Annotated in this window: 27 protein-coding genes; all 27 read left to right on the forward strand. The window is 62.2% G+C overall.

Features of this window, described 5'->3' with window-relative positions; genetic code table 11:
- Window positions 1-6 precede the first annotated feature (6 nt).
- Window positions 7-1791: a flagellar basal-body MS-ring/collar protein FliF gene (fliF, locus tag P3C50_RS02075; protein WP_275544688.1), complete on the forward strand. Its 1785-nt coding sequence runs from the start codon at window positions 7-9 to the stop codon at window positions 1789-1791.
- The gene (fliG, locus tag P3C50_RS02080) at window positions 1784-2800 is read left to right on the forward strand and encodes a flagellar motor switch protein FliG (protein WP_275544689.1); all 1017 of its coding nucleotides are present in this window, start codon (window positions 1784-1786) and stop codon (window positions 2798-2800) included. Before fliF ends, fliG begins: the two co-directional genes overlap by 8 nt.
- A gap of 3 nt (window positions 2801-2803) precedes the next feature.
- Complete coding sequence (fliH, locus tag P3C50_RS02085; RefSeq protein WP_275544690.1) at window positions 2804-3604, forward strand: flagellar assembly protein FliH; 801 nt, start codon at window positions 2804-2806, stop codon at window positions 3602-3604.
- Entirely contained in the window at window positions 3594-4940 is a 1347-nt protein-coding gene (gene fliI, locus P3C50_RS02090; RefSeq protein ID WP_084341010.1) for a flagellar protein export ATPase FliI, read from the forward strand. Before fliH ends, fliI begins: the two co-directional genes overlap by 11 nt.
- Before the next feature lie 70 nt (window positions 4941-5010).
- Window positions 5011-5460 carry a flagellar export protein FliJ gene (fliJ, locus tag P3C50_RS02095; protein ID WP_003460736.1) on the forward strand — a complete coding sequence of 150 codons (450 nt, stop codon included), beginning with the start codon at window positions 5011-5013 and terminating at the stop codon, window positions 5458-5460.
- 85 nt (window positions 5461-5545) lie between these two features.
- A complete protein-coding gene (locus P3C50_RS02100; protein ID WP_275544691.1) occupies window positions 5546-5851 on the forward strand; it encodes an STAS domain-containing protein in 306 nt (101 codons plus the stop codon).
- 2 nt (window positions 5852-5853) lie between these two features.
- Window positions 5854-7542: a fused response regulator/phosphatase gene (locus P3C50_RS02105; protein ID WP_275544692.1), complete on the forward strand. Its 1689-nt coding sequence runs from the start codon at window positions 5854-5856 to the stop codon at window positions 7540-7542.
- 30 nt (window positions 7543-7572) lie between these two features.
- Window positions 7573-7926, forward strand: coding sequence for an Hpt domain-containing protein (locus P3C50_RS02110; protein WP_003460751.1), 354 nt, complete (start codon window positions 7573-7575; stop codon window positions 7924-7926).
- 68 nt (window positions 7927-7994) lie between these two features.
- The gene (locus P3C50_RS02115; protein ID WP_275544693.1) at window positions 7995-9221 is read left to right on the forward strand and encodes a flagellar hook-length control protein FliK; all 1227 of its coding nucleotides are present in this window, start codon (window positions 7995-7997) and stop codon (window positions 9219-9221) included.
- Window positions 9222-9460: 239 nt separating this feature from the next.
- Entirely contained in the window at window positions 9461-9976 is a 516-nt protein-coding gene (fliL, locus tag P3C50_RS02120) for a flagellar basal body-associated protein FliL (protein WP_275544694.1), read from the forward strand.
- A gap of 12 nt (window positions 9977-9988) precedes the next feature.
- Window positions 9989-10960 carry a flagellar motor switch protein FliM gene (fliM, locus tag P3C50_RS02125; protein ID WP_084341004.1) on the forward strand — a complete coding sequence of 324 codons (972 nt, stop codon included), beginning with the start codon at window positions 9989-9991 and terminating at the stop codon, window positions 10958-10960.
- 71 nt (window positions 10961-11031) lie between these two features.
- On the forward strand, window positions 11032-11502 hold the full coding sequence (fliN, locus tag P3C50_RS02130) for a flagellar motor switch protein FliN (RefSeq protein ID WP_275544695.1): 471 nt from the start codon (window positions 11032-11034) through the stop codon (window positions 11500-11502).
- A 2-nt stretch (window positions 11503-11504) separates the two neighbouring features.
- On the forward strand, window positions 11505-11936 hold the full coding sequence (fliO, locus tag P3C50_RS02135) for a flagellar biosynthetic protein FliO (RefSeq protein ID WP_275544696.1): 432 nt from the start codon (window positions 11505-11507) through the stop codon (window positions 11934-11936).
- Window positions 11930-12721 (forward strand): flagellar type III secretion system pore protein FliP, encoded by a 792-nt coding sequence (gene fliP, locus P3C50_RS02140; RefSeq protein WP_275545331.1) that lies wholly within the window; start codon window positions 11930-11932, stop codon window positions 12719-12721. Before fliO ends, fliP begins: the two co-directional genes overlap by 7 nt.
- Window positions 12722-12732: 11 nt before the next feature.
- A complete protein-coding gene (gene fliQ / locus P3C50_RS02145; RefSeq protein ID WP_096826229.1) occupies window positions 12733-13002 on the forward strand; it encodes a flagellar biosynthesis protein FliQ in 270 nt (89 codons plus the stop codon).
- Window positions 13003-13015: 13 nt separating this feature from the next.
- Entirely contained in the window at window positions 13016-13792 is a 777-nt protein-coding gene (gene fliR / locus P3C50_RS02150) for a flagellar biosynthetic protein FliR (protein ID WP_099523124.1), read from the forward strand.
- A 2-nt stretch (window positions 13793-13794) separates the two neighbouring features.
- Window positions 13795-14931: a flagellar biosynthesis protein FlhB gene (flhB, locus tag P3C50_RS02155; protein ID WP_275544697.1), complete on the forward strand. Its 1137-nt coding sequence runs from the start codon at window positions 13795-13797 to the stop codon at window positions 14929-14931.
- Window positions 14932-15014: 83 nt separating this feature from the next.
- A complete protein-coding gene (flhA, locus tag P3C50_RS02160) occupies window positions 15015-17162 on the forward strand; it encodes a flagellar biosynthesis protein FlhA (RefSeq protein WP_275544698.1) in 2148 nt (715 codons plus the stop codon).
- Between the two features lie 11 nt (window positions 17163-17173).
- Window positions 17174-18484 carry a flagellar biosynthesis protein FlhF gene (flhF, locus tag P3C50_RS02165; protein ID WP_247722460.1) on the forward strand — a complete coding sequence of 437 codons (1311 nt, stop codon included), beginning with the start codon at window positions 17174-17176 and terminating at the stop codon, window positions 18482-18484.
- Between the two features lie 113 nt (window positions 18485-18597).
- Window positions 18598-19428, forward strand: coding sequence for a flagellar synthesis regulator FleN (fleN, locus tag P3C50_RS02170; protein WP_162275021.1), 831 nt, complete (start codon window positions 18598-18600; stop codon window positions 19426-19428).
- Window positions 19425-20171 carry an RNA polymerase sigma factor FliA gene (fliA, locus tag P3C50_RS02175; protein WP_026088789.1) on the forward strand — a complete coding sequence of 249 codons (747 nt, stop codon included), beginning with the start codon at window positions 19425-19427 and terminating at the stop codon, window positions 20169-20171. Before fleN ends, fliA begins: the two co-directional genes overlap by 4 nt.
- Window positions 20172-20270: 99 nt before the next feature.
- On the forward strand, window positions 20271-20645 hold the full coding sequence (locus P3C50_RS02180) for a chemotaxis response regulator CheY (protein ID WP_169968482.1): 375 nt from the start codon (window positions 20271-20273) through the stop codon (window positions 20643-20645).
- Window positions 20646-20664: 19 nt separating this feature from the next.
- Window positions 20665-21453: a protein phosphatase CheZ gene (locus tag P3C50_RS02185; RefSeq protein ID WP_275544699.1), complete on the forward strand. Its 789-nt coding sequence runs from the start codon at window positions 20665-20667 to the stop codon at window positions 21451-21453.
- A gap of 12 nt (window positions 21454-21465) precedes the next feature.
- Window positions 21466-23697 (forward strand): chemotaxis protein CheA, encoded by a 2232-nt coding sequence (locus P3C50_RS02190; protein ID WP_275544700.1) that lies wholly within the window; start codon window positions 21466-21468, stop codon window positions 23695-23697.
- A gap of 45 nt (window positions 23698-23742) precedes the next feature.
- A complete protein-coding gene (locus P3C50_RS02195) occupies window positions 23743-24870 on the forward strand; it encodes a protein-glutamate methylesterase/protein-glutamine glutaminase (protein ID WP_275544701.1) in 1128 nt (375 codons plus the stop codon).
- 25 nt (window positions 24871-24895) lie between these two features.
- Window positions 24896-25636 (forward strand): flagellar motor protein, encoded by a 741-nt coding sequence (locus P3C50_RS02200; RefSeq protein WP_161928836.1) that lies wholly within the window; start codon window positions 24896-24898, stop codon window positions 25634-25636.
- 12 nt (window positions 25637-25648) lie between these two features.
- The gene (motD, locus tag P3C50_RS02205) at window positions 25649-26458 is read left to right on the forward strand and encodes a flagellar motor protein MotD (protein ID WP_275544702.1); all 810 of its coding nucleotides are present in this window, start codon (window positions 25649-25651) and stop codon (window positions 26456-26458) included.
- Window positions 26459-26523 lie beyond the last annotated feature (65 nt).

Consider the following 26523-nt stretch of genomic DNA (forward strand, 5'->3'; position numbering starts at 1 on the left):
TGATTCATGGCTGAAGCAGCAGTAGCAAACGTACCGGCCAAGGCCGAGCCAGGTGAGCCGAAGAAGCCCCTGCTGGGCCTTAGCTTCCTGGAAAACCTCGCGGAGATGTCGGTGCTGCGTCAGCTCGGCCTGTTGGTCGGTCTGGCTGCCAGCGTGGCGATCGGTTTTGCCGTGGTGCTCTGGTCGCAGCAACCGGACTATCGTCCGCTGTACGGTAGCCTCAACGGTATGGATGCCTCTCAGGTGGTCGATACCCTGACCACTTCCGGCATCGATTACACCATCGAACCCAACTCCGGCGCGCTACTGGTCAAGGCTGACGATCTGGCGCGTGCGCGCATGCGCCTCGCTGCTGCTGGCGTGGCGCCCACCGACAACAGCGTCGGTTTCGAAATTCTCGACCGTGAGCAGGGCCTGGGCACCAGCCAGTTCATGGAGGCGACCCGGTATCGCCGTGGTCTCGAGGGCGAACTGGCACGTACGGTGGCCAGCCTCAACAACGTCAAGGCGGCGCGTGTGCACCTGGCCATGCCCAAGGCTTCGGTGTTCGTGCGTGATGAACGCAAGCCGTCTGCCTCGGTGCTGGTCGAACTCTATCCGGGGCGCGCATTGGAGCCCAGCCAGGTCATGGCGATCGTCAACCTGGTGGCGACCAGTGTGCCTGAGCTGGACAAGGGTCAAGTCACGGTGGTCGACCAGAAGGGCAATCTGCTTTCCGATCAGCAGGAGCTGTCCGAGCTGAGCATGGCTGGCAAGCAGTTCGACTACACCCGCCGTATGGAAACGCTGTTCACCCAGCGCGTGCACAACATTCTGCAGCCGGTGCTGGGCACTGGTCGCTACAAGGCGGAAGTCTCGGCTGACGTGGATTTCAGCTCGGTTGAGTCCACTTCCGAAATGTTCAATCCGGATCAGCCCGCGCTGCGCAGCGAGCAACAGGTCAACGAACAGCGTCAGAGCAGCCTGCCGCCACAGGGCGTGCCGGGCGCGCTGTCCAATCAGCCACCTGGTCCGGCTGCCGCGCCAGAGCAGGCCGCAGGCGCTGCCGCCCCGGCCGGCCCGGTTGCCGCGGGTCAGCCGCTGGTCGACGCCAATGGCCAGCAGATCATGGACCCGGTAACCGGCCAGCCGATGCTGGCGCCATACCCGGCCGACAAGCGTGAGCAGTCGACCCGCAACTTCGAGCTGGACCGGTCCATCAGCTACACCCGGCAGCAGCAGGGGCGCCTGCGTCGTCTGTCGGTGGCGGTGGTGGTGGACGACCAGTTACGTGTCGACCCGGCCACCGGCGAAAGCAGCCGGGTGCCTTGGACCGCCGATGACCTGGCGCGCTTCACTCGTCTGGTGCAGGATTCGGTGGGCTTCGATGCCAGTCGCGGCGACAGCGTCAGTGTGATCAATACCGCCTTCACCGCTTCGCTGGGCGAGGAAATCCCCGATATTCCGTTCTACACCCAGCCTTGGTTCTGGGACATCGTCAAGCAGGTGCTCGGCGTGCTGTTCATCCTGGTGCTGGTGTTCGGTGTGCTGCGCCCGGTACTCAACAACATCACTGGCGGCGGCAGGGGCAAGGAGCTGGCAGGCTCTGGCGATGTGGAGCTTGGCGAAATGGCAGGTCTGGACGGCGAGCTGTCCGACGACCGCGTCAGCCTCGGCGGGCCGCAGAGCATCATGTTGCCGAGCCCCAGTGAGGGGTATGATGCACAACTGAACGCTATCAAGAGTCTGGTAGCGGATGATCCTGGCCGCGTCGCGCAGGTCGTGAAAGAGTGGATCAACGCCGATGAGTGACAATCGCACTGCTACCAAGCTGAACAAGGTCGACAAGGCCGCGATTCTGCTGCTTTCGCTGGGCGAAACCGATGCCGCACAGGTGTTGCGTCACCTCGGGCCGAAAGAGGTGCAGCGCGTCGGTGTGGCCATGGCTGGCATGCGCAACATTCATCGCGAGCAGGTCGAGCAGGTGATGGCCGAGTTCGTCGACATCGTCGGCGACCAGACCAGCCTCGGTGTGGGTTCCGATGCCTACATCCGCAAGATGCTCACCTCTGCGTTGGGTGAGGACAAGGCCGGTAATCTGATCGACCGCATCCTCCTGGGCGGCAGCACCAGCGGTTTGGACAGCCTGAAATGGATGGAGCCGCGTGCCGTTGCCGATGTGATCCGCTACGAGCACCCGCAGATCCAGGCCATCGTCGTCGCCTATCTCGATCCGGATCAGGCTGGCGAAGTGCTCAGCCATTTCGACCACAAGGTGCGCCTGGACATCATCCTGCGCGTGTCCTCGCTCAATACCGTGCAACCGTCCGCGCTCAAGGAACTCAACCAGATCTTGGAGAAGCAGTTCTCCGGCAGCGCCAACACCACGCGCGCCGCCATGGGCGGCGTCAAGCGTGCGGCGGACATCATGAACTTCCTCGACAGCTCGGTGGAAGGCCAGTTGATGGACTCCATTCGCGAACTGGACGAAGACCTGTCGATGCAGATCGAAGACCTCATGTTCGTCTTCGACAACCTGGCCGATGTCGACGACCGTGGCATCCAGGCGCTGATGCGCGAGGTCTCCTCCGAAGTGCTGGTGCTGGCACTCAAAGGGGCCGACGAGGCGATCAAGGACAAGGTCTTCAAGAACATGTCCAAACGTGCGGCCGAGCTGCTGCGCGACGACCTGGAGGCCAAGGGGCCGGTGCGCGTCAGCGATGTCGAAGGGGCGCAGAAGGAAATTCTCACCATCGCCCGGCGCATGGCCGAAGCTGGAGAGATCGTGCTTGGCGGCAAGGGTGGCGAGGAGATGGTTTAAGCCATGGCTGCCAAGGAGCCTGAGAGCGAGCTGATTCGCGCCAAGGATCTCGGCACGTTCGACCGCTGGGCGTTGCCCAGCTTCGATGCGCCGGGTGAAGAACCGGCAGAAGCCGAAGCTGCTGCTGGTGAACAGGTGCAGCCTTCCGCTGAGGTCGAGGCGCAGGACACAGCGCAGGTCGAAGAGGTCGCACTCGAAGATGTCAAACCGCTGACGCTCGATGAACTCGAGGCCATCCGCCAGGATGCCTACAACGAAGGCTTCGCCACGGGCGAGAAGGATGGCTTCCATGCCGGCCAGATCAAGGCCAAGCAGGAGGCTGACGCGGCTTTGGCGCTGAAGGTCGGCAGCCTGGAAACGCTCATGATGCAGTTGCTCGATCCGATTGCCGAGCAGGACCAGCAGATGGAAGTGGCCATGGTGCGTCTGGTCAGCCATATGGTGCGCGAGGTGATTCAGCGTGAGCTGAGCACCGACTCCAGTCAGATTCGCCAGGTGCTGCGTGAAGCGCTCAAGCTGCTGCCGATGGGGGCGGGCAACGTACGCATTCAGGTCAACCCCCAGGACTTCGAGGTGATCAAGGCGCTGCGCGAGCGTCATGAGGAAAGCTGGCGCATCCTCGAGGATGACAGTCTGCTGCCGGGCGGTTGCCGTATCGAGTCGGAGCATAGCCAGATCGACGCCAGCGTCGAGACGCGCATGGCGCAGGCACTCAAGCAATTGTTCGAGCAGCAGCGCGCGCAAGTCTCTCAGCCGCCGGAAGCGGACATCGACCTGGATCTGGATGCCGTCGATGCGCCTTGAGCGGATCAGTTTCGCCAGACGCCTGGCGGGCTATGTCGAAGCGATCAACCTGCCCAGCCAACCCGTGGTGGAAGGGCGCCTGCTGCGTATGGTCGGCCTGACCCTGGAGGCCGAAGGTTTGCGCGCCGCCATCGGCAGCCGTTGTCTGGTGATCAACAGCGACAGCTATCACCCGGTGCAGGTCGAGGCTGAGGTCATGGGCTTCTCCGGCGGCAAGATCTACCTGATGCCGGTCGGCAGCCTGGCCGGTATCGCGCCAGGTGCGCGTGTGGTGCCGTTGCCGGATACCGGGCGCCTGCCCATGGGCATGTCGATGCTCGGGCGAGTGCTTGATGGCGCCGGGCGTGCGCTCGATGGCAAGGGCGGGATGAAGGCCGAGGACTGGGTACCGATGGATGGCCCTGCTATCAACCCGCTCAACCGCGACCCGATCAGCCAGCCGCTGGATGTTGGTATTCGTTCGATCAACGGTTTGCTTACCGTCGGGCGTGGCCAGCGCTTGGGCCTGTTCGCCGGTACCGGTGTGGGCAAGTCGGTGCTCTTGGGCATGATGACCCGTTTCACAGAGGCGGAAATCATCGTTGTCGGCCTGATCGGCGAACGTGGGCGTGAGGTCAAGGAGTTCATTGACGAGATCCTCGGCGAGGAGGGCATCAAGCGCTCGGTGGTGGTCGCCTCGCCGGCCGACGAGGCGCCGCTGATGCGCCTGCGTGCGGCGCAGTACTGCACACGGATCGCCGAATATTTTCGTGACAAGGGCAAGAACGTTCTGCTGCTGATGGACTCGCTGACCCGTTATGCCCAGGCCCAGCGCGAGATCGCCCTGGCTATCGGTGAGCCGCCAGCGACCAAGGGCTACCCGCCATCGGTGTTCGCCAAGTTGCCCAAGCTGGTCGAGCGTGCCGGCAATGCCGAAGCCGGCGGCGGTTCGATCACCGCGTTCTACACCGTGCTCAGTGAGGGCGACGACCAGCAGGACCCCATCGCCGATGCTGCGCGTGGTGTGCTCGACGGACACTTTGTTTTGTCACGCCGTTTGGCCGAGGAGGGGCACTATCCCGCGATTGATATCGAATCCTCGATCAGTCGGGTCATGCCGCAAGTGGTGCCGCCCGAGCAGCTCAAGCAGGCGCAGCGATTCAAGCAGTTGTGGTCGCGCTATCAACAGAGTCGCGATCTGATCAGTGTCGGTGCCTATGTTCCGGGCGGCGACGCGGATACCGATCAGGCCATCGCCCGTCAGCCGGTCATGGCTCAGTACCTGCGTCAGGGCCTCGACGAGAACGTGTCAATGGCGCAGAGCCGCGAGCAGCTGGCCGGGGTGTTGGGACAGTGACCTGTTGCAGTAGGGCGGTTGTAACCCGCCGGGGCGATCTGGCGGGTTACACCCGCCCTACGGGGCGCGGATGAGCCTGAGCCGCGCAAAGCGTCTGCAGCCGGTCGTCGAGATGGCAGAAAAGGCCGAGCGCGAGGCCGCGCGCCAGCTCGGGCATTGCCAAGGGCTGGTGGGGCAGGCTGAGGCCAAGCTGGGCGAGCTGGAGCGTTTTCGTGGCGACTACCAGCAGCAGTGGATCAGCGAGGGCAGCAAGGGCGTTTCCGGCCAGTGGCTGATGAACTACCAGCGCTTTCTGGCGCAACTGGAGACGGCGGTCGGCCAACAGCAGCAAAGTCTGGAGTGGCATCGCGCCAATCTTGAAAAGGTGCGCGCTGTTTGGCAGCAACGCTATGCGCGTCTCGAGGGGCTGCGCAAACTGGTCCAGCGCTACATTGACGAAGCCCGATTGGCCGAGGACAAGCGCGAACAGAAACTGCTCGACGAGCTGGCGCAACGCCTGATCGACCGTGGTGAACCCTGAATAGTGGTTGTTTCGTCGCCGACCAGATGCTACACCTTCAAGCGTGAATTGCCCTATCTGGCAAAGTCTCGACAAAGGAGTAGACATGGCCATTACCTCGCAGCCCTCGGCCGACGGGCAAGAGCTGACCATTGTGATTCGAGGACGCTTCGACTTCGCCTCCCACCAGGAATTTCGTGACGCCTACGAGCGCGTCAACCTGACCCCCAGGCGTTATCAGGTCGACCTGCGTGACACCAGCTATCTGGATAGTTCGGCACTGGGCATGCTGTTGTTGTTGCGTGACCATGCTGGCGGCGATTCGGCGCAGATCAGCCTGCTCAACTGCAGCAGTGACGTGCGCAAGATCCTCGCCATCTCCAACTTCGAGCAGTTGTTCAAGATCAGCTGAGCATGTCTGAGCGACTTGCCATTCTGATCGCCGAGGACAACGCGGCCGACCGCATGCTGTTGTCCACCATCGTCAGTCGTCAGGGCCACCGCGTATTGACCGCCAGCAATGGCCTGGAAGCCGTCGCGCTGTTCGAGCAGGCGCGTCCACAACTGGTGTTGATGGATGCGTTGATGCCGGTGATGGATGGTTTCGAGGCCGCCCGGCGCATCAAGCAGAAGGCTGGTGAAGCGCTGGTGCCGATCATCTTCCTCACGTCGTTGACCGAGGGCGAGGCGCTGGTGCGTTGTCTTGAGGCCGGTGGCGACGACTTTCTCGCCAAGCCCTACAACCGGGTGATACTCGAGGCGAAGATCGGTGCAATGGATCGTTTGCGCCGCCTGCATGACACCGTACTGCAACAGCGCGACCTGATCGCCCGGCACAACGAGCATCTGCTGCGTGAGCAGCGCGTTGCCAAGGCCGTATTCGACAAGGTGGCGCATTCCGGCTGCCTGGATGCACCGAACATCAGTTACATGCAGTCGCCCTACGCCCTGTTCAATGGCGACCTGCTACTGGCGGCCTACAAGCCGTCCGGTGGTATGCATGTGATGCTGGGGGACTTCACCGGTCATGGTTTGCCGGCGGCTATTGGCGCGATGCCGCTGGCCGAGGTGTTTTATGGCATGACCGCCAAGGGGCATGCGCTGGCTGAGATCCTCCGCGAGATCAATGCCAAGCTCAAGCGTATCCTGCCGGTGGGGGTTTTCTGCTGCGCCACCTTGCTCAATATCAGCAGCAAGCGCGGTTTGCTCGAGGTGTGGAACGGCGGGCTGCCCGATGGCTACCTGCTGCATGCCGATGGCCGCCCACAGCAGCCGCTGGTGTCCCGTCATCTGCCATTGGGGATTCTCGAGCAGGCAGCCTTCAGTGATCGTTGCGAGGTCTATCCACTGGCGCCGGGGGATCGCATCTTTCTGCTCAGCGACGGCGTACTCGAGGCCAGCGACCGGCATGGTCAGTTGTTCGGTGAGGCGCGCCTGCTCGAGTTGCTGCAAGCCAATCGGCAGCCGCAGGCATTGTTCGATGAGATCCAGCAGGCACTACTGGCCTTTCGAGGCGAGCAGCAAGACGACGTCAGCATGGTTCAGGTCGGGCTTGCCGACGATGAGGAGCGTCCCCGCCCGCTGGCCTTTGCCGACAGTGGGCAGGTCAGTGTGATGGACTGGTCAGCCAGCTTTGAGTTTCGTGCGCTGAGTCTGCGTCACTTCAATCCGCTGCCGTTTCTGTTGCAGCTGCTGCTCGATGTCAGGGCGCTGCGCCCGCGTGGCGGCGAGCTGTATACCGTGCTGGCCGAGCTCTATTCCAATGCCCTGGAGCATGGGGTGATGAACCTGGATTCCTCGCTCAAGCGCGATGCCAGGGGCTTTGCCGAGTACTACCGGGAGCGGCATCTGCGCCTGGCCTCACTGGATGAGGGGTATGTGCGCTTTCACCTGCAGATGCTGCCGCAGGAGCAGGGCGGCCGCCTGATCGTACAGGTGGAGGATAGCGGGCCAGGTTTCGACCCGGCTGGCCTCCCCAGTGCGGCCGACGATGCTCTGTGTGGGCGAGGGCTGGCACTGGTGCGTGAGCTCAGCGATGGCCTCGAGCTTTACCCTGACGGCCGTGGCGTTCGCGTGGAGTTTTGCTGGCTCACTGAGGCATAATCGGCCTCTTGATGTTCAGGGAGTGACCCGGTGTCCGATATCCATCTCGACGATGCTGTGCTGGCTGCCTTGCAGGATGTCATGGAAGACGAATACCCGACATTGCTCGATACCTTCGTCGTTGACTCCGAAGAGCGTTTGCGTATGTTGCATCAGGCGCTGGACGAGGGTAACGCACAGGAGCTGCGCCTGGCTGCGCACAGCTTCAAGGGCAGTTGCAGCAACATGGGTGCGGTATTGTTGGCCGGCCTGTGCAAGGAGCTGGAGGATGCAGGTCGGCGCGAGGCGCTGGAACTGGCTCCGGCCCTGATCGAGCAGATCGAACGTGAGTTCGCCATCGTCCGCATCCTGTTCAAATCCGAGCGTCAGCGCTATCGCGTCTGAGGCCTTTGCCGAAGTTGGCCCGTCCCTTGCTCTGATCCCGTCACGATTCAATCAGACGGAGAGCGTCCATGTCCGCGTTGCCCGATTTACGCCTGCAGGCCACGCCTGAGGTGAAGAGTAAAGCGAAGCAGCCGGCCAAAGCGCCGGAACCCAGGAATAACGGTGCTTCCAGCTTTGCCGAGGTCTATGCAAGGGAGCGTCAGGCCAAGCCTGGCGAGGGTGCTGGCAGCACTGATAAAACCAGCCCGGAGCAGAGCGCTGATACCGCCAGGGAAGAAACCGAGGCTGCCCCGGCTGCCGCCGAGCAGCCTGTGGTTGCCGCGCCCGGCAACTCCTTGCCGGCCCAGGAAGGGGGGGAAGAAGAGCTCGATCCACTTCTGGCGATGGCGCTGGGTGGTATTCAGGTTCCGCTGGAGGAGGCTCCGTTAGCCGAAGTGGCGTCGGATGTGCCGGCTTTGATCATTAGCGGCGCCGCCCCGGCTGCCGCCGAGCAGGGCGAGCCTGTGCTGGAAAATGATGCGCTCGACCCACTGGCGCTGCTCAAGCAGTCGATGGAGGAGGCAGGCAAGGCCCAGGCACCACAGGATGCAGCGGCCAAAAGTACCCGAGTGGCGACCAGTACGGATTTCGCCGCCGCCATGGCAGCCATGGGCAAGGGCGAGCCGCTTGCTGAGAGCAGCGAGGAGTCGATGCTTGAGCTGCCGCTGGAAAGCCTGACCAAGGAAGCATTGGAAAGCCTCAAGGACAGCGTGCAGCCCAATCGCCCGGATCAGTTCGTCAGCAAGCTCAATGCGCTGACGCAGGCGCTCAACCATCAGGCTGGCGCCGCGCAACGCCTGCCACTGGTACCCGGTCAGCCGGTCGCCATGCAACAGGGCGGCTGGAGCGAGGCGGTGGTGGATCGTGTCATGTGGCTTTCCAGCCACAACCTCAAGTCGGCTGAGATTCAGCTGGACCCTGCCGATCTTGGGCGTCTCGAAGTGCGGGTGAATCTGTCTCAGGATCAGGCCCAGGTGACGTTTGCCAGCCCCAATGCCGGGGTGCGTGATGCGCTGGAGGGGCAGATGCATCGTCTGCGTGAGCTGTTCGCGCAGCAAGGCATGAACCTGGCGGATGCCAACGTCTCCGATCAGTCGCTTAACCGTGGCTGGCAGGGGCAGGGCGAGGGCGGGCGCGGTGGGTCCGGCTCGCGGGATGATCTGCTGGCCAGTGACGAGTTGCAGCCTGGTGTCCGTCAGGACGTGCGCAGCGAGCGCTTGACCGCTGGACGTGGGCTGGTCGACTACTACGCATGAGCGCTGGTTAAGCCTGTATTGACACTGGGCAATGGCCGACTATTGGTGTTCCTCCGCTAGACTTGCACTCGCCCGGGTTGCCGAAAGGTGCTCGGGCGAATGCATTTTGGGTGACAGCAGGCAGCTGGAGCGGTTAAATCCGCGGCCCGGAGTTAGACAAGCCTGCTCATATGCTGGCATAACACTTGCTCTTAACCCTTTGAATGCGGAAAGAACGTAGGTACTGACGGATTATTGGCATGGCTAAGAAAGAAGCGGCACCGACTGCCGACGGACAACCCATCGGCAAGAGCAAGCTCAAACTCATCATTCTGATCGTGGTGGGCCTGCTGCTGGCCGTTGGCCTTTCCGTGGGCAGTGCCTGGTTCATTTTCAGCAAGGGCTACAAGAGCGAGGAGGCTAAGTCGGCAGAGGCCGCGGCGGCGCCTGTGCGCCAGCCGGCCATCTACCAGGATCTGATGCCGGCCTTCGTGGTCAATTTCAATCACCAGAATCGTACCCGCTACCTGCAGGTCAGCATTGCCTTGATGAGCCGCGATAGCGCCGGCATGGAAAAGCTCAAGGTGCATATGCCGGTATTGCGCAACCGCCTGGTGATGCTGCTGTCCGGCCAGGATTTTGCCGCGCTGCAAACGCCGCTGGGCAAGGAGATGCTCCTGCAGCTGGCGCTGGCCAGCGTGCAGGAGCTGGCGCAGAAAGAAACCGGCAGCACTGTGGTCGAGCAGGTGCTGTTCACCAATTTCGTGTTGCAGTAGCGGGAGCTGAAGATGGCCGTGCAAGACCTGCTTTCCCAGGACGAGATCGATGCGCTGTTGCATGGCGTCGATGACGGCCTGGTGGAAACCGAGGACGCTGCCGAGCCGGGTAGCGTCAAGCAATATGACCTGACCAGTCAGGATCGCATCGTCCGTGGGCGCATGCCGACGCTGGAGATGATCAACGAGCGCTTCGCCCGCTACACTCGTATCAGCATGTTCAACCTGTTGCGCCGCTCGGCTGACGTTGCCGTCGGTGGCGTGCAGGTGATGAAATTCGGCGAATACGTGCATTCGCTGTACGTGCCGACCAGTCTCAACCTGGTGAAGATGAAGCCGCTGCGCGGCACCGGCCTGTTCATCCTCGATGCCAGGCTGGTGTTCAAGCTGGTGGACAACTTCTTCGGTGGCGATGGGCGCCATGCCAAGATCGAAGGTCGTGAATTCACCCCCACCGAGCTGCGCGTGGTGCGCATGGTGCTCGACCAGGCGTTCGTCGACCTGCGTGAGGCCTGGCACGCGGTGATGGATATCAACTTCGAGTACGTCAACTCCGAGGTCAACCCGGCGTTGGCCAACATCGTCAGCCCCAGCGAAGTGGTGGTGGTGTCCACCTTCCATATCGAGCTCGACGGTGGTGGTGGTGACCTTCACATCACCATGCCGTACTCGATGATCGAGCCGATCCGCGAAATGCTCGATGCCGGTTTCCAATCCGATGTCGACGATCAGGACGAGCGCTGGATCAAGGCCCTGCGCGAGGACATCCTCGATGTCAGCGTGCCGCTGGCCGCCACCGTCGCCCGCCGCCAGTTGAAGCTGCGCGACATCCTGCATATGCAGCCGGGTGATGTGATCCCCGTGGAATTGCCGGACAACGTGGTCATGCGCGCCAATGGCGTGCCGACCTTCAAGGTCAAGCTGGGAGCGCACAAGGGCAATCTGGCCCTGCAGGTGCTGGAACCAATCGAACGCCAACGCTGAGGCGTTGGTAACTCTCCAGGGCTGACAAAGCCCGACGTGAACGAATAGCAGAAGCCAGGCGAGGAATCACGATGGCAGACGAAGAAAACACCTCCCCAGAGGAACAGGCCCTGGCCGATGAGTGGGCTGCCGCGCTGGCCGAAGCAGGTGATGCAGGTCAGGACGACATCGATGCCATGCTGGCCGGTTCCGCTCAGGCGGCACGACCTGCAGCGCCGCGCGCACCGATGGAAGAGTTCGGCAGCGCGCCGTCTCCCAGCAATCTGCCGGTCACTCTGGATGGGCCCAATCTGGACGTGATCCTGGATATTCCAGTGTCCATCTCCATGGAAGTGGGCAACACCGATATCACTATCCGCAACCTGCTGCAGCTCAATCAGGGCTCGGTGATCGAACTGGATCGTCTGGCCGGTGAGCCGCTCGATGTGCTGGTCAACGGCACCCTGATCGCTCACGGCGAGGTGGTGGTGGTCAACGAGAAGTTCGGCATCCGCCTGACGGACGTGATCAGCCCCAGCGAACGTATCAAGAAGCTGCGCTGATCATGGCCCGACTTTTAGCGTTGTTGCTTGCGCTGCCCGGGTTTGCGCTGGCAGCCGAGCCTGCGGACAAGGCCGCCACGCCCATGGCCGGCAGCGATGTGGCCGGCCAGTTGGGGCAGTTGCTGCTCGGCCTGTTGCTGGTGATCGGTTTGATCTTCCTGCTGGCCTGGCTGTTGCGTCGTGTGCAGCGGCTCGCGCCACGGGGCGGACAGGTGATCAAGTTGCTGGCCACTCAGGCGCTTGGCACGCGCGATCGTCTGGTGCTGGTGCAGGTGGGCAACGAGCAGATTCTGCTGGGATTGTCTGCCGGGCGTATCGCGCCTCTGCATGTGCTCAAGGAGCCCGTGCACCTGTCCGATGCCGAGCCCGCTACGCCGGAGTTCGCCCAGCGCCTGATGGAGCTGCTGGGCAAGGATCAGAAGGACAAATCCTGATGTTGCGTTTGTTGCTGGTAGTGCTGCTGAGCCTGGCTGCTTCACTGGCGTTCGCCGAAGATCCGCCGGGTACCAGTTCGCTGATTCAGCAGGGCAGCAACCCATTGTCGATCCCGGCCATTACCCTGTCGACGGATGCCGAGGGGCAGCAGGAATATTCGGTCAGCCTGCAGATTTTGCTGATCATGACGGCCCTGAGTTTCATTCCGGCGTTCGTCATGCTGATGACCAGCTTCACCCGCATCATCATCGTCTTTTCCATCCTGCGTCAGGCCCTGGGTCTGCAGCAGACCCCCTCGAACCAGATTCTCGTTGGCTTGGCGCTGTTTCTGACGATGTTCATCATGGCGCCGATCTTCGACCGGATTAACACCGATGCCCTGCAGCCCTACCTGAACGAGGAAATCATCGCTCAAGAAGCGCTGAGCCGGGCAGAGGTGCCGATTCGCGACTTCATGCTGGCGCAGACCCGTGAGAGCGACCTGGCCCTGTTCGTGCGGCTGTCCAAACGCACCGACCTGGCCAGCGTGGAGGACGTGCCGCTGACCATTCTGGTGCCGGCCTTCGTCACCTCCGAGCTGAAGACCGCGTTCCAGATCGGCTTCATGATCTTCATCCCGTTTTTGATCATCGACATGGTGGTCGCCAGTATCCTCATGGCGATGGGGATGATGATGCTGTCGCCACTGATCATCTCATTGCCATTCAAGATCATGCTGTTCGTCCTGATTGACGGCTGGGCGCTGATCATGGGCACCTTGGCCGCCAGTTTCGGCACCATATAGCGAGGCCTTTGATGACTCCCGAGGTAGCGGTTGACCTGTTTCGCGAAGCGCTCTGGCTGATCGTGCTGATCGTCGGTCTGGCGGTGGTGCCAAGCCTGATTGTCGGTCTGATGGTTGCAATGTTCCAGGCTGCCACGCAGATCAACGAACAGACGCTGAGCTTTTTGCCGCGCCTGATGGTGATGCTGATCACGCTGATCTGGGCCGGCCCCTGGCTGGTGAGTCAGCTGATGGAGTACACCCAGACGTTGATCCAGAACATTCCGTACCTCATCGGTTGAGGGGCTGGGCGCGATGCTGGAGTTGAGCAACGAGCAGATCAGCGGCTGGGTCGGCCAGTTTCTGCTGCCGTTGTTTCGCATCGCGGCGATGTTGATGGTGATGCCCATCATCGGTACCCAGCTGGTGCCGAACCGCGTACGCCTCTATCTGGCGCTGGCCATCAGTGTGGTGCTGGTACCGACGCTACCACCGATGCCGCAGGTCGATGCCTTGAGCCTGCGTAGTCTGCTGCTGATCCTCGAGCAGGTGCTGATCGGCGCCATGTTCGGCTTTATTCTGCAGTTGTTCTTTCATCTGTTCGCCGTTGCGGGGCAGATCATCGCCATGCAGATGGGCCTGGGGTTCGCCTCCATGGTCGACCCTACCAATGGTGTGTCGGTGCCGGTGCTTGGCCAGTTCATGCTGATGCTGGTGACCTTGCTGTTTCTGGCCATCAACGGCCATCTGGTAGTGCTGGAAATTCTGGCGGAGAGCTTCGTCACGCTGCCGTCCGGGCAAGGGTTGATGGTCAATCATTACTGGGAGCTGGCTGGCAAACTGGGCTGGGTGATCGGCGCCGGCCTGTTGTTGACGCTGCCCATGGTCACTGCGCTGCTGGTGATCAACCTGGCGTTTGGCGTGATGACGCGCGCCGCGCCGCAACTGAACATCTTTTCCATCGGCTTCCCCCTGACCCTGGCCATGGGCCTGGTGATTTTCTGGGTGGGGCTTTCCGATTTCGGCAACCTGTTCCAGGCGCTGGCCAGCGAAGCCCTGCAACAGCTGAGCGAATTCGCTCTTGTGAGGTAGCGATGGCCGAAAGCGAGAGCGGCGCTGACAAGAGCGAGGAACCCACAGGCAAGCGACTTGAAGAGTCGCGCAAGAAAGGCCAGATCGCTCGGTCCAAGGAGCTCAATACGGTGGCGGTGACGCTCACCGGCACTGTCGCCCTGATCATTTTCGGCGCCTACATGGGCAATGTGTTGATGGATGTCATGCGCGGCAATTTCAGTTTGCCGCGCGATGTGCTGATGAGCGAGCGCAGCATGGCGCTTTATCTGCTGGCTTCTGGCAAGCAGGCATTGCTGGCGGTTCAACCCTTTTTCATTGCGTTGTTGATCGCCTCCATCGCTGGCCCCATCGCGCTCGGGGGGTGGTTGTTTTCTGCCGAGGCGCTGCAACCGAAAGCCAGTCGGATGAACCCATTGGCGGGTCTCAAACGCATGTTCTCGGTTCAGGCGTTGGTCGAGTTGCTCAAGGCGCTGGCCAAGTTTCTGGTAATCCTTGCGGTGGCGCTGGTGGTGCTTTCGGTGGACCAGGACGATCTGCTGGCCATTGCCAACGAGCCCGTCGAGCCTGCCATCCTGCACAGCCTGAAGGTTGTCGGCTGGAGCGCGTTCTGGCTGTCCTGCGGGCTGATCCTGATTGCTGCCGTGGATGTGCCGTTCCAGCTGTGGAGTCACAAGCAGAAGCTGATGATGACCAAGCAGGAGGTGCGCGACGAATACAAGGACACCGAGGGCAAGCCCGAAGTCAAAGGACGTATTCGTCAACTGCAGCGTGAGATGGCCGAACGGCGGATGATGCAAGCCGTGCCGCAGGCTGACGTGGTCATCACCAACCCGACGCACTTCGCCGTAGCCCTCAAGTACGACCCGGAGAAGGGGAGCGCACCGGTGTTGCTGGCAAAGGGCGGCGACCTCCTGGCGCTGAAGATTCGCGAGATCGCCCAGGAGCACAAGGTGATGGTGCTGGAGTCCCCGGCATTGGCTCGTGCGGTGTATTACTCCACCGAGCTGGACCAGGAAATTCCTGCTGGCCTGTATCTGGCCGTGGCTCAAGTGCTGGCCTACGTCTATCAGCTTCGTCAGTACCAGGCCGGCAAGGGCAAGCGCCCAGGCCCGCTACCGGACTTCCCGATCCCGGCGGATCTACGCCGCGACTCTTAGGGCGTGTAGCGCGCTGTCGTGTCACTTTTGGAACGCTTCTTGCCATGACCTCTCTAGGACGCACTTTCGCGTCAAAAGATTGAATGGCTTGGGGTAGGGACGTGGCAGTAGATCGCGCACAGTTAATCGGTGACGTACGCAGCAACCTTGCAGGTTTGCGCCATGGCAACCTGGGCATTCCGCTGCTGCTGCTGGTCATGCTCGGCATGGTCATGTTGCCGGTGCCGCCGTTTCTGCTCGATACCCTGTTCACCTTCAGTATCGCGTTGTCCATCGTTGTGTTGCTGGTCAGTATCTACGCGCTGCGGCCGCTGGATTTCGCTGTATTCCCCACTATCCTGCTGGCCGCCACGCTGTTGCGTCTGGCGCTTAACGTGGCCTCGACCCGTGTGGTGCTGCTCAATGGTCACGAAGGGCATGGCGCGGCTGGTCAGGTGATCCAGGCATTCGGTGAGGTGGTGATCGGCGGCAACTACGTGGTTGGTATCGTGGTGTTCGCCATCCTCATGATCATCAACTTCGTGGTGGTCACCAAGGGTGCCGGACGGATTTCCGAGGTCAGCGCGCGCTTCACCCTCGATGCCATGCCCGGCAAGCAGATGGCCATCGATGCCGACCTCAACGCCGGTCTGATCGATCAGAACGAGGCCAAGAAACGCCGCAGCGAAGTAGCCCAGGAGGCTGACTTCTACGGCTCGATGGACGGTGCCAGCAAGTTCGTTCGCGGCGACGCCATCGCCGGTCTGCTGATCCTGTTCATCAACCTGATCGGCGGCATCGCCATCGGCGTGCTGCAGCACAACCTGGCTTTCGCCGACTCCGGTAAGGTCTACACCTTGCTGACCATAGGTGACGGTCTGGTGGCGCAGATTCCTTCGCTGTTGCTGTCCACGGCCGCCGCCGTGATGGTGACCCGGGTGTCCACCTCCGAAGACATGGGGGCGCAGGTCAACCGGCAGATGTTTGCATCGCCCCGTGCTCTGGCGGTGGCCGCTGCGATCCTGATCGCCATGGGCCTGGTGCCGGGTATGCCACATTTCTCCTTCATCAGCCTGGGGCTGGTGGCTGCCGCCGGTGCTTACTGGATTGCGCACAAGAAACGTCGGGCCGAGGAGGCGGAGGTCAAGGAAGTCCAGCGTCAGCAGGAACTGCTGCCGGCGCAGAAGGCCCAGGAGGTCAAGGAGCTGGGTTGGGACGATGTCACCCCGGTGGACATGGTCGGCCTGGAGGTAGGTTATCGCCTGATTCCGCTGGTCGATCGCAACCAGGGTGGCCAGCTGCTCGCGCGGATCAAGGGTGTGCGCAAGAAGCTGTCGCAGGAGATGGGCTTTCTCATGCCCTCAGTGCATATCCGCGACAACCTTGATTTGGCGCCCAACGCCTATCGTCTGACGCTGATGGGGGTCAGTGTCGCCGAGGCGGAGGTCTATCCGGACCGCGAGCTGGCGATCAACCCCGGCCAGGTGTTCGGCCCGCTCAATGGCATCGCCGCCAAGGATCCGGCGTTCGGTCTGGAGGCCGTGTGGATCGACCCCACTCAGCGCGATCAGGCGCAGTCGCTGGGCTACACCGTGGTCGATGCCAGTACCGTGGTGGCCACTCATCTCAACCAGATTCTGCACAAGCATGCCCACGAGCTGCTGGGACACGAGGAAGTGCAACAGCTGATGCAGCTGCTGGCCAAGAGTTCGCCGAAGCTAGCCGAAGAATTGGTGCCGGGGCTGGTATCGCTGTCGACCCTGCTCAAGGTGCTGCAGGCGCTGCTCCAGGAGCAGGTGCCGGTGCGTGACATCCGTACCATCGCCGAGGCCATCGCCAACGTCGCGCCGAAGAGTCAAGATCCCGCCGCGATGGTCGCCGCGGTACGCGTCTCGCTGGCCCGCGCCATCGTGCAAGGCATCGTGGGACTAGAGCCGGAGCTGCCTGTGATAACCCTCGAACCAAGGTTGGAACAGATCTTGCTCAACAGTCTGCAGAAGGCCGGTCAGGGCGGTGAGGATGGCATCCTCCTCGAACCGGGCATGGCCGAGAAGCTGCAGCGTTCCCTGGTGGAAGCGGCGCAGCGCCAGGAAATGCTCGGCAAGCCGGTGATTCTGCTGGTGGCCGGACCGGTCCGGGCGATGTTGTCGCGCTTCGCGCGGCTGGCGGTACCCAGCATGCACGTGCTGGCATACCAGGAAATTCCGGACAACAAGCAGGTCACCATAGTCGCTACGGTTGGCCAGAACTGAGGTAAAGGGTCATGCAGGTCAAACGCTTCTTCGCCGCCGATATGCGGACCGCCATGAAACTGGTGCGTGATGAATTGGGCGCCGACGCCTCGATCATCGGCAATCGCCGTGTCGCCGGTGGTGTCGAGCTGACGGCAGCGCTGGACTATCAGGCGCCGACGCCGGTGCGCCCGAACCCGGCGCTGGAAGCCGAGCTGCGCAAGACCCAGGCGCGCATCGCCAGTGCCCAGGCCGAGCTGACCACGCGTGCCGAGCAGGATGCCGGCAAGGACCGTCAACTGTTCGCCAATGAGTCGCTGCTGGCGCCCGAACTGCCGGCGACCCTGGTCAAGCCGCAGCGCCCGGTCGAAGCCGCTGTACCTGCTACGCCTGCGGTCGACCCGCGCGCACTGGAAGCCATGCGCTTCGAGCTGCACGGCTTGCGTGAGCTGATCGAAGTACAGCTGGGTTCCATCGCCTGGGGGCAGTTGCAGAATCGCCGCCCGCAGCAGGCCAATCTGTGGCGCCGCCTGCAGCGCATGGGGCTGTCTGCCGAGCTGTCGCAGGCGCTGCTGAGCAAGGTGGCCGGCGTTGCCGAGCCGCGTCAGGCCTGGCGTATGCTGCTGGCGCATCTGGCTCACGCGATCAGTACGCCCAAGGTCGAGCCGCTGGAAGAGGGCGGAGTGATCGCTCTGGTCGGTCCGGCCGGCATGGGCAAGACCACCACCCTGGCCAAGCTGGCCGCACGTTACGTGCTTAAGTACGGCTCGCAACAGGTCGCTCTGGTGAGCATGGACAGCTTCCGTATTGGCGCGCAGGAGCAGCTCAAGACCCTGGGGCGCATTCTCGGTGTGTCGGTGACTCAGGTCGATCCTGGTCAGTCTCTGCTGCAGGCGCTGGCGCCGCTGGCCAAGAAACGCGTGGTGCTGGTCGATACCGCTGGCCTGCCAGGCAACGATCCGGCGCTGCGTATGCAGCTGGAGAGCCTGGCCTCGGCACGCATCAAGGCGAAGAATTATCTGGTATTGGCCGCAACAAGTCAGAGCCAAGTGCTCAAGGCGGCCTACCATAGTTACAAGCGTTGTGGCCTTTCAGGCTGCATACTGACGAAGCTGGATGAAGCCGCGAGTCTGGGTGAGGTTTTAGGTCTGGCTATAGGCCAGCAACTGCCGGTAGCCTATGTGACGGACGGGCCGCGGATTCCGGATGACCTGCAAGTGCCGCGTAGCCATCAGTTGGTCAGCCGCGCAGTGGGGCTGCAGGCCGCCGAGGAGCCGAGTGAAGACGCCATGGCGCAGATGTTCGCCGGCCTCTATCACAATCCGGCCAAGCGAGCCGGCTGAAGCGGCGAGAATGTTGCACCCTCCCGCCACGTGGCGCGGGAGTGAACGGCCTCAACGGGTGTTTTCAACGGCCTGTAGGGCCAAGTCGAAGTTAGACAAGGTGTAGAAAGAACATGGCTATGCATCCCGTACAGGTGATTGCGGTTACTGGCGGCAAGGGTGGCGTCGGCAAGACCAATGTGTCGGTCAATCTGTCCATGGCCCTGGCCGATCTCGGCCGTCGGGTGATGCTGATGGACGCTGACCTGGGCCTGGCCAACGTCGACGTTCTGTTGGGACTCACGCCCAAGCGCACCCTGGCTGATGTCATCTCGGGTGAATGCGATCTGCGTGACGTCCTGCTGCAGGGGCCGGGCGGCATCCGCATCGTGCCGGCAGCGTCCGGCACACAGAGCATGGTCAGTCTCACGCCGATGCAGCATGCAGGCTTGATCCAGGCATTCAGTGACATCAGCGAAAATCTTGACGTGCTGGTGATCGACACCGCTGCCGGCATCGGCGATGCGGTCGTCAGCTTCGTGCGTGCTGCGCAGGAGATCCTCGTGGTGGTGTGCGATGAGCCCACCTCGATTACCGATGCCTACGCGCTGATCAAGCTGCTCAATCGCGATCACGGCATCAGTCGCTTCCGTGTATTGGCCAATATGGCCCATAGCCCGCAGGAAGGACGCAATCTCTTTGCTAAGCTGACCAAGGTGACGGATCGTTTCCTCGATGTCGCCCTGCAGTATGTCGGTGCCGTGCCCTACGATGAATGTGTGCGTAAGGCCGTGCAGAAGCAGCGCGCCGTTTATGAAGCCTTCCCTCGATCCAAGTGCGCCCTGGCGTTCAAGGCGATAGCTCAGAAGGTAGATACCTGGCCGTTACCGGCCAATCCTCGTGGTCATCTGGAGTTTTTCGTCGAGCGTCTGGTGCAACAACCGACCGCAGACTCGGCCGTATGACAGCAGCCTCTGGACTTCGTATGTACAACAAGGCTCAGGCGCAGGACTCCCAGCACCAGCTGATCGAGCGCTATGCGCCGCTGGTCAAGCGCATCGCCTACCACCTGCTGGCCCGCTTGCCGGCCAGCGTGCAGGTCGATGATCTTATCCAGGCCGGCATGATCGGCCTGCTCGAAGCCTCGCGCAAATACGACTCCAGCAAGGGCGCCAGTTTCGAGACCTTCGCGGGTATCCGTATCCGTGGCTCCATGCTCGACGAGGTGCGCAAGGGCGATTGGGCGCCGCGTTCGGTGCACCGCAACAGCCGTATGGTCAGCGATGCTATTCGTGTCGTTGAAGCAAGAACTGGGCGCGACGCTAAAGATCACGAGGTCGCGGCCGAACTCCAATTGAGTCTGGAGGATTACTACGGCATTCTTGGCGACACTTTGGGCAGCCGCCTGTTCAGCTTCGACGACCTGTTGCAGGACGGCGAGCATGGCGGGCTGCACGAAGACGCCGGACACACTCACCTCGAACCTTCGCGGGACCTCGAAGACGAACGCTTCCAGGCGGCCTTGGCCGATGCCATCGCCGGTTTGCCGGAGCGCGAACGTCTGGTGCTGGCGCTGTATTACGATGAAGAACTGAACTTGAAGGAAATCGGTGAAGTGCTGGGGGTTAGCGAGTCACGCGTGAGCCAGTTGCACAGCCAGTGCGCGGCGCGTCTGCGCTCGCGGCTGAGTGAATGGCGTGCTGGCTGAAGGCGGCGTACTCGCAGGCGCAAACGGTTTCACGATTAAAGGACGTAGTTGCAAGCGCAATACGTTTGGGACTGTACGGAGGTCGACTTGGACAAGAACATGAAAATCCTCATCGTTGACGATTTCTCGACGATGCGACGGATCATCAAGAACCTCTTGCGGGATTTGGGTTTCACCAACACCGCGGAAGCCGATGACGGCACCTCGGCACTGCCGATGCTGCAAAGCGGCAGTTTCGACTTTCTGGTGACCGACTGGAACATGCCCGGCATGACCGGCATCGACCTGCTGCGTGCCGTACGCGCCGACGAGCGCCTCAAGCACCTGCCGGTGCTGATGGTGACCGCTGAAGCCAAGCGCGATCAGATCATCGAGGCGGCCCAGGCCGGCGTGAACGGCTATGTAGTCAAACCCTTCACCGCTCAGGTGCTGAAGGAAAAGATCGAGAAGATCTTCGAGCGGGTCAACGGCTGATGCCGGCCGCGAGGGTGCTATGGAACACGATGACTCCACGCTGGGTGACCTTGAATCGTCCCTGAAAACCAATGCCCGTGAGCTGGTCGATAGCCTCGAAAAAGGTAACTTCGGCAACGCGGTGCAACTGATCAACGAGCTCAACAAGGTTCGTGATCGCGGGCTGTATCACGAGGTCGGCAAACTGACCCGTGAACTGCACAACGCCATTGTCAATTTTCAACTCGATCCGCGTATGCCGCATGCCCAGGAGCTGTCGCAGATTGCCGACGCTACCGAGCGGCTGAACTACGTCGTGACCATGACCGAGAAGGCTGCCAACCGGACCATGGATCTGGTCGAACAGAGCGCGCCGCTGGTCAATGATCTGAGCGATGAAGCGCAGAGCCTGAACGTCGAATGGGGCCGCTTTATGCGCCGTGAAATCGGTGCCGACGGTTTTCGCGAGCTGGCCAAGCGTGTCGAGCTGTTCCTCGCCCGCAGTGAGCGAGATGGCGCCAAGCTCTCAGGCCATCTCAACGACATTCTGCTGGCGCAGGACTACCAGGACCTTACCGGTCAGGTGATCAAGCGTGTCACCCAACTGGTGACCGAAGTGGAAAGCAACCTGCTCAAGCTGATGCTCATGGCCAGCCAGGTCGACCGTTTCGCCGGTATTCAGCACGACCACGAAGTGCTGCGCGCCGAACAGGAAAAATTAAAAGAACCATCGCGGGGTGAAGGTCCGCAGATTCATGCCGATAAGCGTGATGACGTTGCCTCCAGCCAGGACGATGTCGACGACCTGCTGTCCAGTCTAGGGTTCTAAGGAGCACACAATATGAGCTTCGGCGCCGATGAAGAGATCCTCCAGGATTTCCTGGTAGAGGCCGGCGAGATTCTCGAACAGTTGTCCGAACAGTTAGTCGAGCTGGAAAGCCGACCGGACGACATGAACCTGCTCAATGCCATCTTTCGCGGTTTCCATACCGTCAAGGGCGGAGCGGGCTTCCTCCAGCTCAACGAGCTGGTGGAGTGCTGCCATATCGCCGAAAACGTCTTCGACATCCTGCGCAAGGGTGAGCGTCGCGTCGATTCGGAGCTGATGGATGTAGTGCTCGAGGCTCTTGATGCAGTCAATGGCATGTTCGGCGAAGTGCGTGAGCGGCGTGAGCCGACGCCCGCGTCGCCGGAGCTGCTGGCGGCCCTGTCGCGCCTGGCCGAACCGGGTGGCGGCGAAGCGGCCCCTGAACCGGTGCAGCAGGCGCAGCCGCAACCCGAGCCCGAACCGGAGCCCCAGGCGGTTGCTGCGTCCGTTGCCTCGGGCGATATCACTGACAGCGAATTCGAGCAACTGCTCGACGCGCTGGGTGAGGCGCCGGCTGCCGCTCCAAGTGCGGAGAATGCCGCCGGTGATGAGATCACCGATGACGAGTTCGAATCGCTGCTCGACCAGTTGCACGGCAAAGGGCAGTTCTCCGGCATGGTCGAGACGCCTGCTGCGATCGCTGTCGTTGCCTCTGCGCCGGCTGCTGCCCCGGCAGGCGACGACATAACCGACGACGAATTCGAAGCGCTGCTCGATCAGTTGCATGGCAAGGGTCAGTTCTCTGACGCAGCCGAAGCCGCGGCGCCGGTTGCTGCGGCCGTTGCCGCTGCACCTGTTGCGGCCAGTGATGAGATCACCGACGACGAGTTCGAGTCGTTGCTCGATCAACTGCACGGCAAGGGCAAGTTCGTAGCGCCCAGCGAGCCGGCGCCGGCCCCGGTACCTGCGGCCAAACCGGCTGCGGCGCCCAAGGCCGCCGCACCCGCCAGCCCTGCACCTGCCAAGGCTGAGCCCGCTGCTGCCCGTGCCAGCGCCGCGCCTGCAGCTGCGGCCGAAAAGGCAACGGCGGCGAGCGAAGCGGAAACCACCGTGCGTGTCGATACCGCGCGCCTCGACGAGATCATGAACATGGTCGGCGAGCTGGTTCTGGTGCGTAACCGCCTGGTTCGCCTGGGGCTCAACAGCGGCGACGAGGCCATGTCCAAGGCCGTGTCGAACCTCGACGTGGTAACGGCTGACCTGCAGACCTCGGTGATGAAGACACGCATGCAGCCGATCAAGAAGGTCTTCGGCCGCTTCCCGCGCCTGGTACGCGACCTGGCGCGCAACCTGAAGAAGGAAATCAACCTCGAACTGGTGGGCGAGGAAACCGACCTCGACAAGAACCTGGTCGAGGCGCTGGCCGACCCGCTGGTGCACTTGGTGCGCAACGCCGTCGACCATGGCGTGGAAACCCCGGAAGAGCGCGAGAAGGCCGGCAAGGCGCGCGCTGGTCGCGTGGTGCTGTCCGCCGAGCAGGAAGGCGACCACATCCTCTTGTCGATCACCGATGACGGCAAGGGCATGGACGCCGACGTGCTGCGCGCCAAGGCCGTGGAGAAGGGCCTGCTGGACAAGGACGCGGCCGATCGCCTCAACGAGTTCGAGTGCTACAACCTGATCTTCGCCCCGGGTTTCTCGACCAAGACCGAGATTTCCGACGTGTCCGGCCGTGGTGTCGGCATGGATGTGGTCAAGACCAAGATTTCCCAGCTCAACGGCACGGTCAACGTGTTCTCGCAGAAGGGCCAGGGCTCGAAGATCATCATCAAGGTGCCGCTGACCCTGGCGATCATGCCGACGCTGATGGTGATGCTGGAGAACCAGGCATTCGCTTTCCCGCTGGTCAACGTCAACGAGATCTTCCACCTCGATCTGTCGCGCACCAACGTGGTCGACGGCCAGGAAGTGGTGATCGTGCGCGACAAGGCGCTGCCGCTGTTCTATCTCAAGCGCTGGCTGGTGCCGCAGGCCTTCCATGAAGGTCAGCGCGAAGGCCACGTGGTGATCCTCACGGTTGGCAGTCAACGCATCGGCTTTGTCGTCGATCAATTGGTCGGCCAGGAAGAAGTGGTAATCAAGCCACTGGGCAAGATGCTGCAAGGCACGCCCGGGATGTCTGGCGCCACGATCACCGGCGACGGACGCATCGCATTGATTCTCGACGTACCGAGCATGCTCAAGCGCTACGCTCGACGTTTCTGATGTTTCGCGGCGCGGGCCATTGCTTCGCGCCGTCTAGGAGTGTGTATGGCTGTTAAGGTTCTGGTGGTGGACGACTCCGGTTTCTTCCGCCGGCGCGTCTCGGAAATCCTGTCTGCTGACCCCAGCATTCAGGTCGTGGGCACGGCCACCAACGGGCGTGAAGCCATCGATCAGGCGTTGGCGCTCAAGCCGGACGTGATCACCATGGATTACGAGATGCCGATGATGGACGGCATCACCGCGGTGCGAAACATCATGCAGCGCTGTCCGACGCCGGTACTGATGTTCTCCTCGCTGACTCATGAAGGCGCGCGGGTGACCCTCGATGCGCTGGACGCCGGCGCAGTGGATTTCCTGCCGAAGAACTTCGAAGACATTTCGCGTAACCCCGAGAAGGTCAAGCAGATGCTCTGCGAGAAGGTGCACAGCATCGCGCGCAGCAACCGTCGTTTCAGCTCGGCTGCGGTGGCTCCGGCGCCGACTGCGGCCAGTCCGAGCGCGGCGCCGATTAGCCGTCCGGCCGTTTCGACACGACCTGCGGCACCGGCTCCCGCTCCCGCAGCTCCTGCACGTACTGGTGGTGCAGCGGTTTCGTCTGCGCCGAAGCGCAAGGCTTACAAGCTGGTGGCCATCGGCACCTCCACAGGTGGCCCGGTGGCGCTGCAGCGCGTACTGACCCAGTTGCCGGCCAATTTCCCGGCGCCGTTGGTGCTGATCCAGCACATGCCGGCCGCCTTCACCAAGGCCTTCGCCGAGCGTCTGGACAAGCTGTGCCGCATCCAGGTCAAGGAAGCCGAGGACGGCGATATCCTGCGTCCCGGCCTGGCGCTGCTGGCGCCAGGCGGTAAGCAGATGATGGTCGATGCGCGCGGCGCGGTGAAAATCCTGCCGGGCGACGAGCGCCTCAACTACAAGCCCTGTGTCGATATCACCTTCGGTTCTGCAGCCAAGTCCTATGGCGACAAGGTACTGGCCGTGGTGCTGACCGGCATGGGCGCCGATGGCCGCGAAGGCGCGCGCTTGCTCAAGCAGGGCGGCAGCCAGGTGTGGGCGCAGGACGAAGCCAGCTGCGTGATCTATGGCATGCCCATGGCGGTGGTCAAGGCCAATCTGGCCGATGCGGTCTACGGTCTGGACGATATCGGCCGGCATCTGACCGAGGCCTGCCAGTGACGATGCTTAAGCCGGGAACATGCGTATGGATGTACTGAGCCTGATCGGCGTCATCCTGGCGTTCGTTGCCATTCTGGGCGGCAATTATCTCGAGGGCGGACACGCTGGTGCTCTGCTCAACGGCCCGGCCGCGCTAATCGTCATTGGCGGTACGCTGGGTGCGGCTTTCCTGCAAGCGCCCGTGCAGGTGTTCAAGCGTGCCATGGGTATCCTGCGCTGGATTTTCTTTCCGCCGCGTATCGACCTGATCGGTGGCATCAACCGCGTGGTTGGCTGGAGCATGGTGGCGCGCAAGGAGGGCCTGCTGGGCCTGGAATCCGTGGCCGATGCCGAGCCGGATCCCTATGCGCGCAAAGGCTTGCAGTTGCTGGTCGATGGCGCCGAGCCCGAGTCCATTCGCAGCATTCTGGAGGTCGATCTTTACACCCAGGAAGCGCGCGATATACAGGCCGCCAAGGTATTCGAGAGCATGGGCGGCTACGCGCCGACCATCGGCATCATCGGTGCCGTGATGGGCCTGATTCACGTGATGGGCAACCTGGCCGATCCGAGCATGCTCGGCAGCGGTATTGCCGTGGCGTTCGTCGCTACCATCTACGGCGTCGGCTTCGCCAACCTGTTGCTGTTGCCGGCTGGTAACAAGCTCAAGTCCATCGCGCTGCGCCAGTCGCGTTACCGCGAGATGCTCCTCGAAGGCATCCTGTCCATCGCCGAGGGTGAGAACCCGCGCTCCATCGAACTGAAGCTGCAAGGCTTCATGGACTGATGGAGGCATGGCATGGCGCGCAGGCGGCAACATGAAGAACACGAGAATCACGAGCGCTGGCTGGTGTCCTACGCCGACTTCATCACCTTGCTCTTCGCCTTCTTCGTGGTGATGTATTCGATCTCTTCGATCAACGAAGGCAAGTACAAGATCCTCTCGGAGTCGCTGACTGGCGTATTCAACCAGCCGGATCGCTCGATCAAGCCGATTCCGGTCGGTGAGGAACGGCCGCGTACCAGCGAGCCGGACAACACCGCGGTGGACGACCCGAGTTCGGACTCGAACTTGCAGAGCATCGCCTCCAGCGTGCGTGAGGCCTTTGGTGATCTGATCCAGAGCGATCAGCTGACCGTACGCGGCAACGAGATGTGGATCGAGATCGAGCTCAGCTCCAGCCTGCTGTTTCCCAGCGGCGACGCGATTCCGAACAACCAGGCATTCGACATAATCGAGAAGGTCGCCAAAATCCTGGCGCCGTACCAGAACCCGGTCAAGGTCGAAGGTTTCACCGATAACCTGCCGATCCAGACGCCCCAGTATCCAACCAACTGGGAGCTGTCTTCGGCGCGTGCGTCGAGCATCGTGCGTATGCTGGCCATGGATGGCGTCGATCCTTCGCGTCTGGCCGCAGTGGGTTATGGCGAATTTCAGCCGGTGGCCGACAATGCCACCGCAGAGGGCAGGGGGCGAAACCGTCGGGTCGTGCTGGTGATTTCCCGTAACCTCGACACGCGACGTGGCGCTAGCAGCGCCGCAACCCAGCAGTCCGATGCTGGCACGCAACCTGCACCGGCGTCTGCGTCGGGGGTTCCACAGTCGTGAGCCGTCAAATCCCAGTCGCCTGCTGCGTGCGTGCGACAGCCATTCTCGGCCTGAGCGCCTCTTGC

Source organism: Pseudomonas sp. Marseille-Q0931, from assembly GCF_940789645.1.
Lineage (GTDB): Bacteria > Pseudomonadota > Gammaproteobacteria > Pseudomonadales > Pseudomonadaceae > Aquipseudomonas.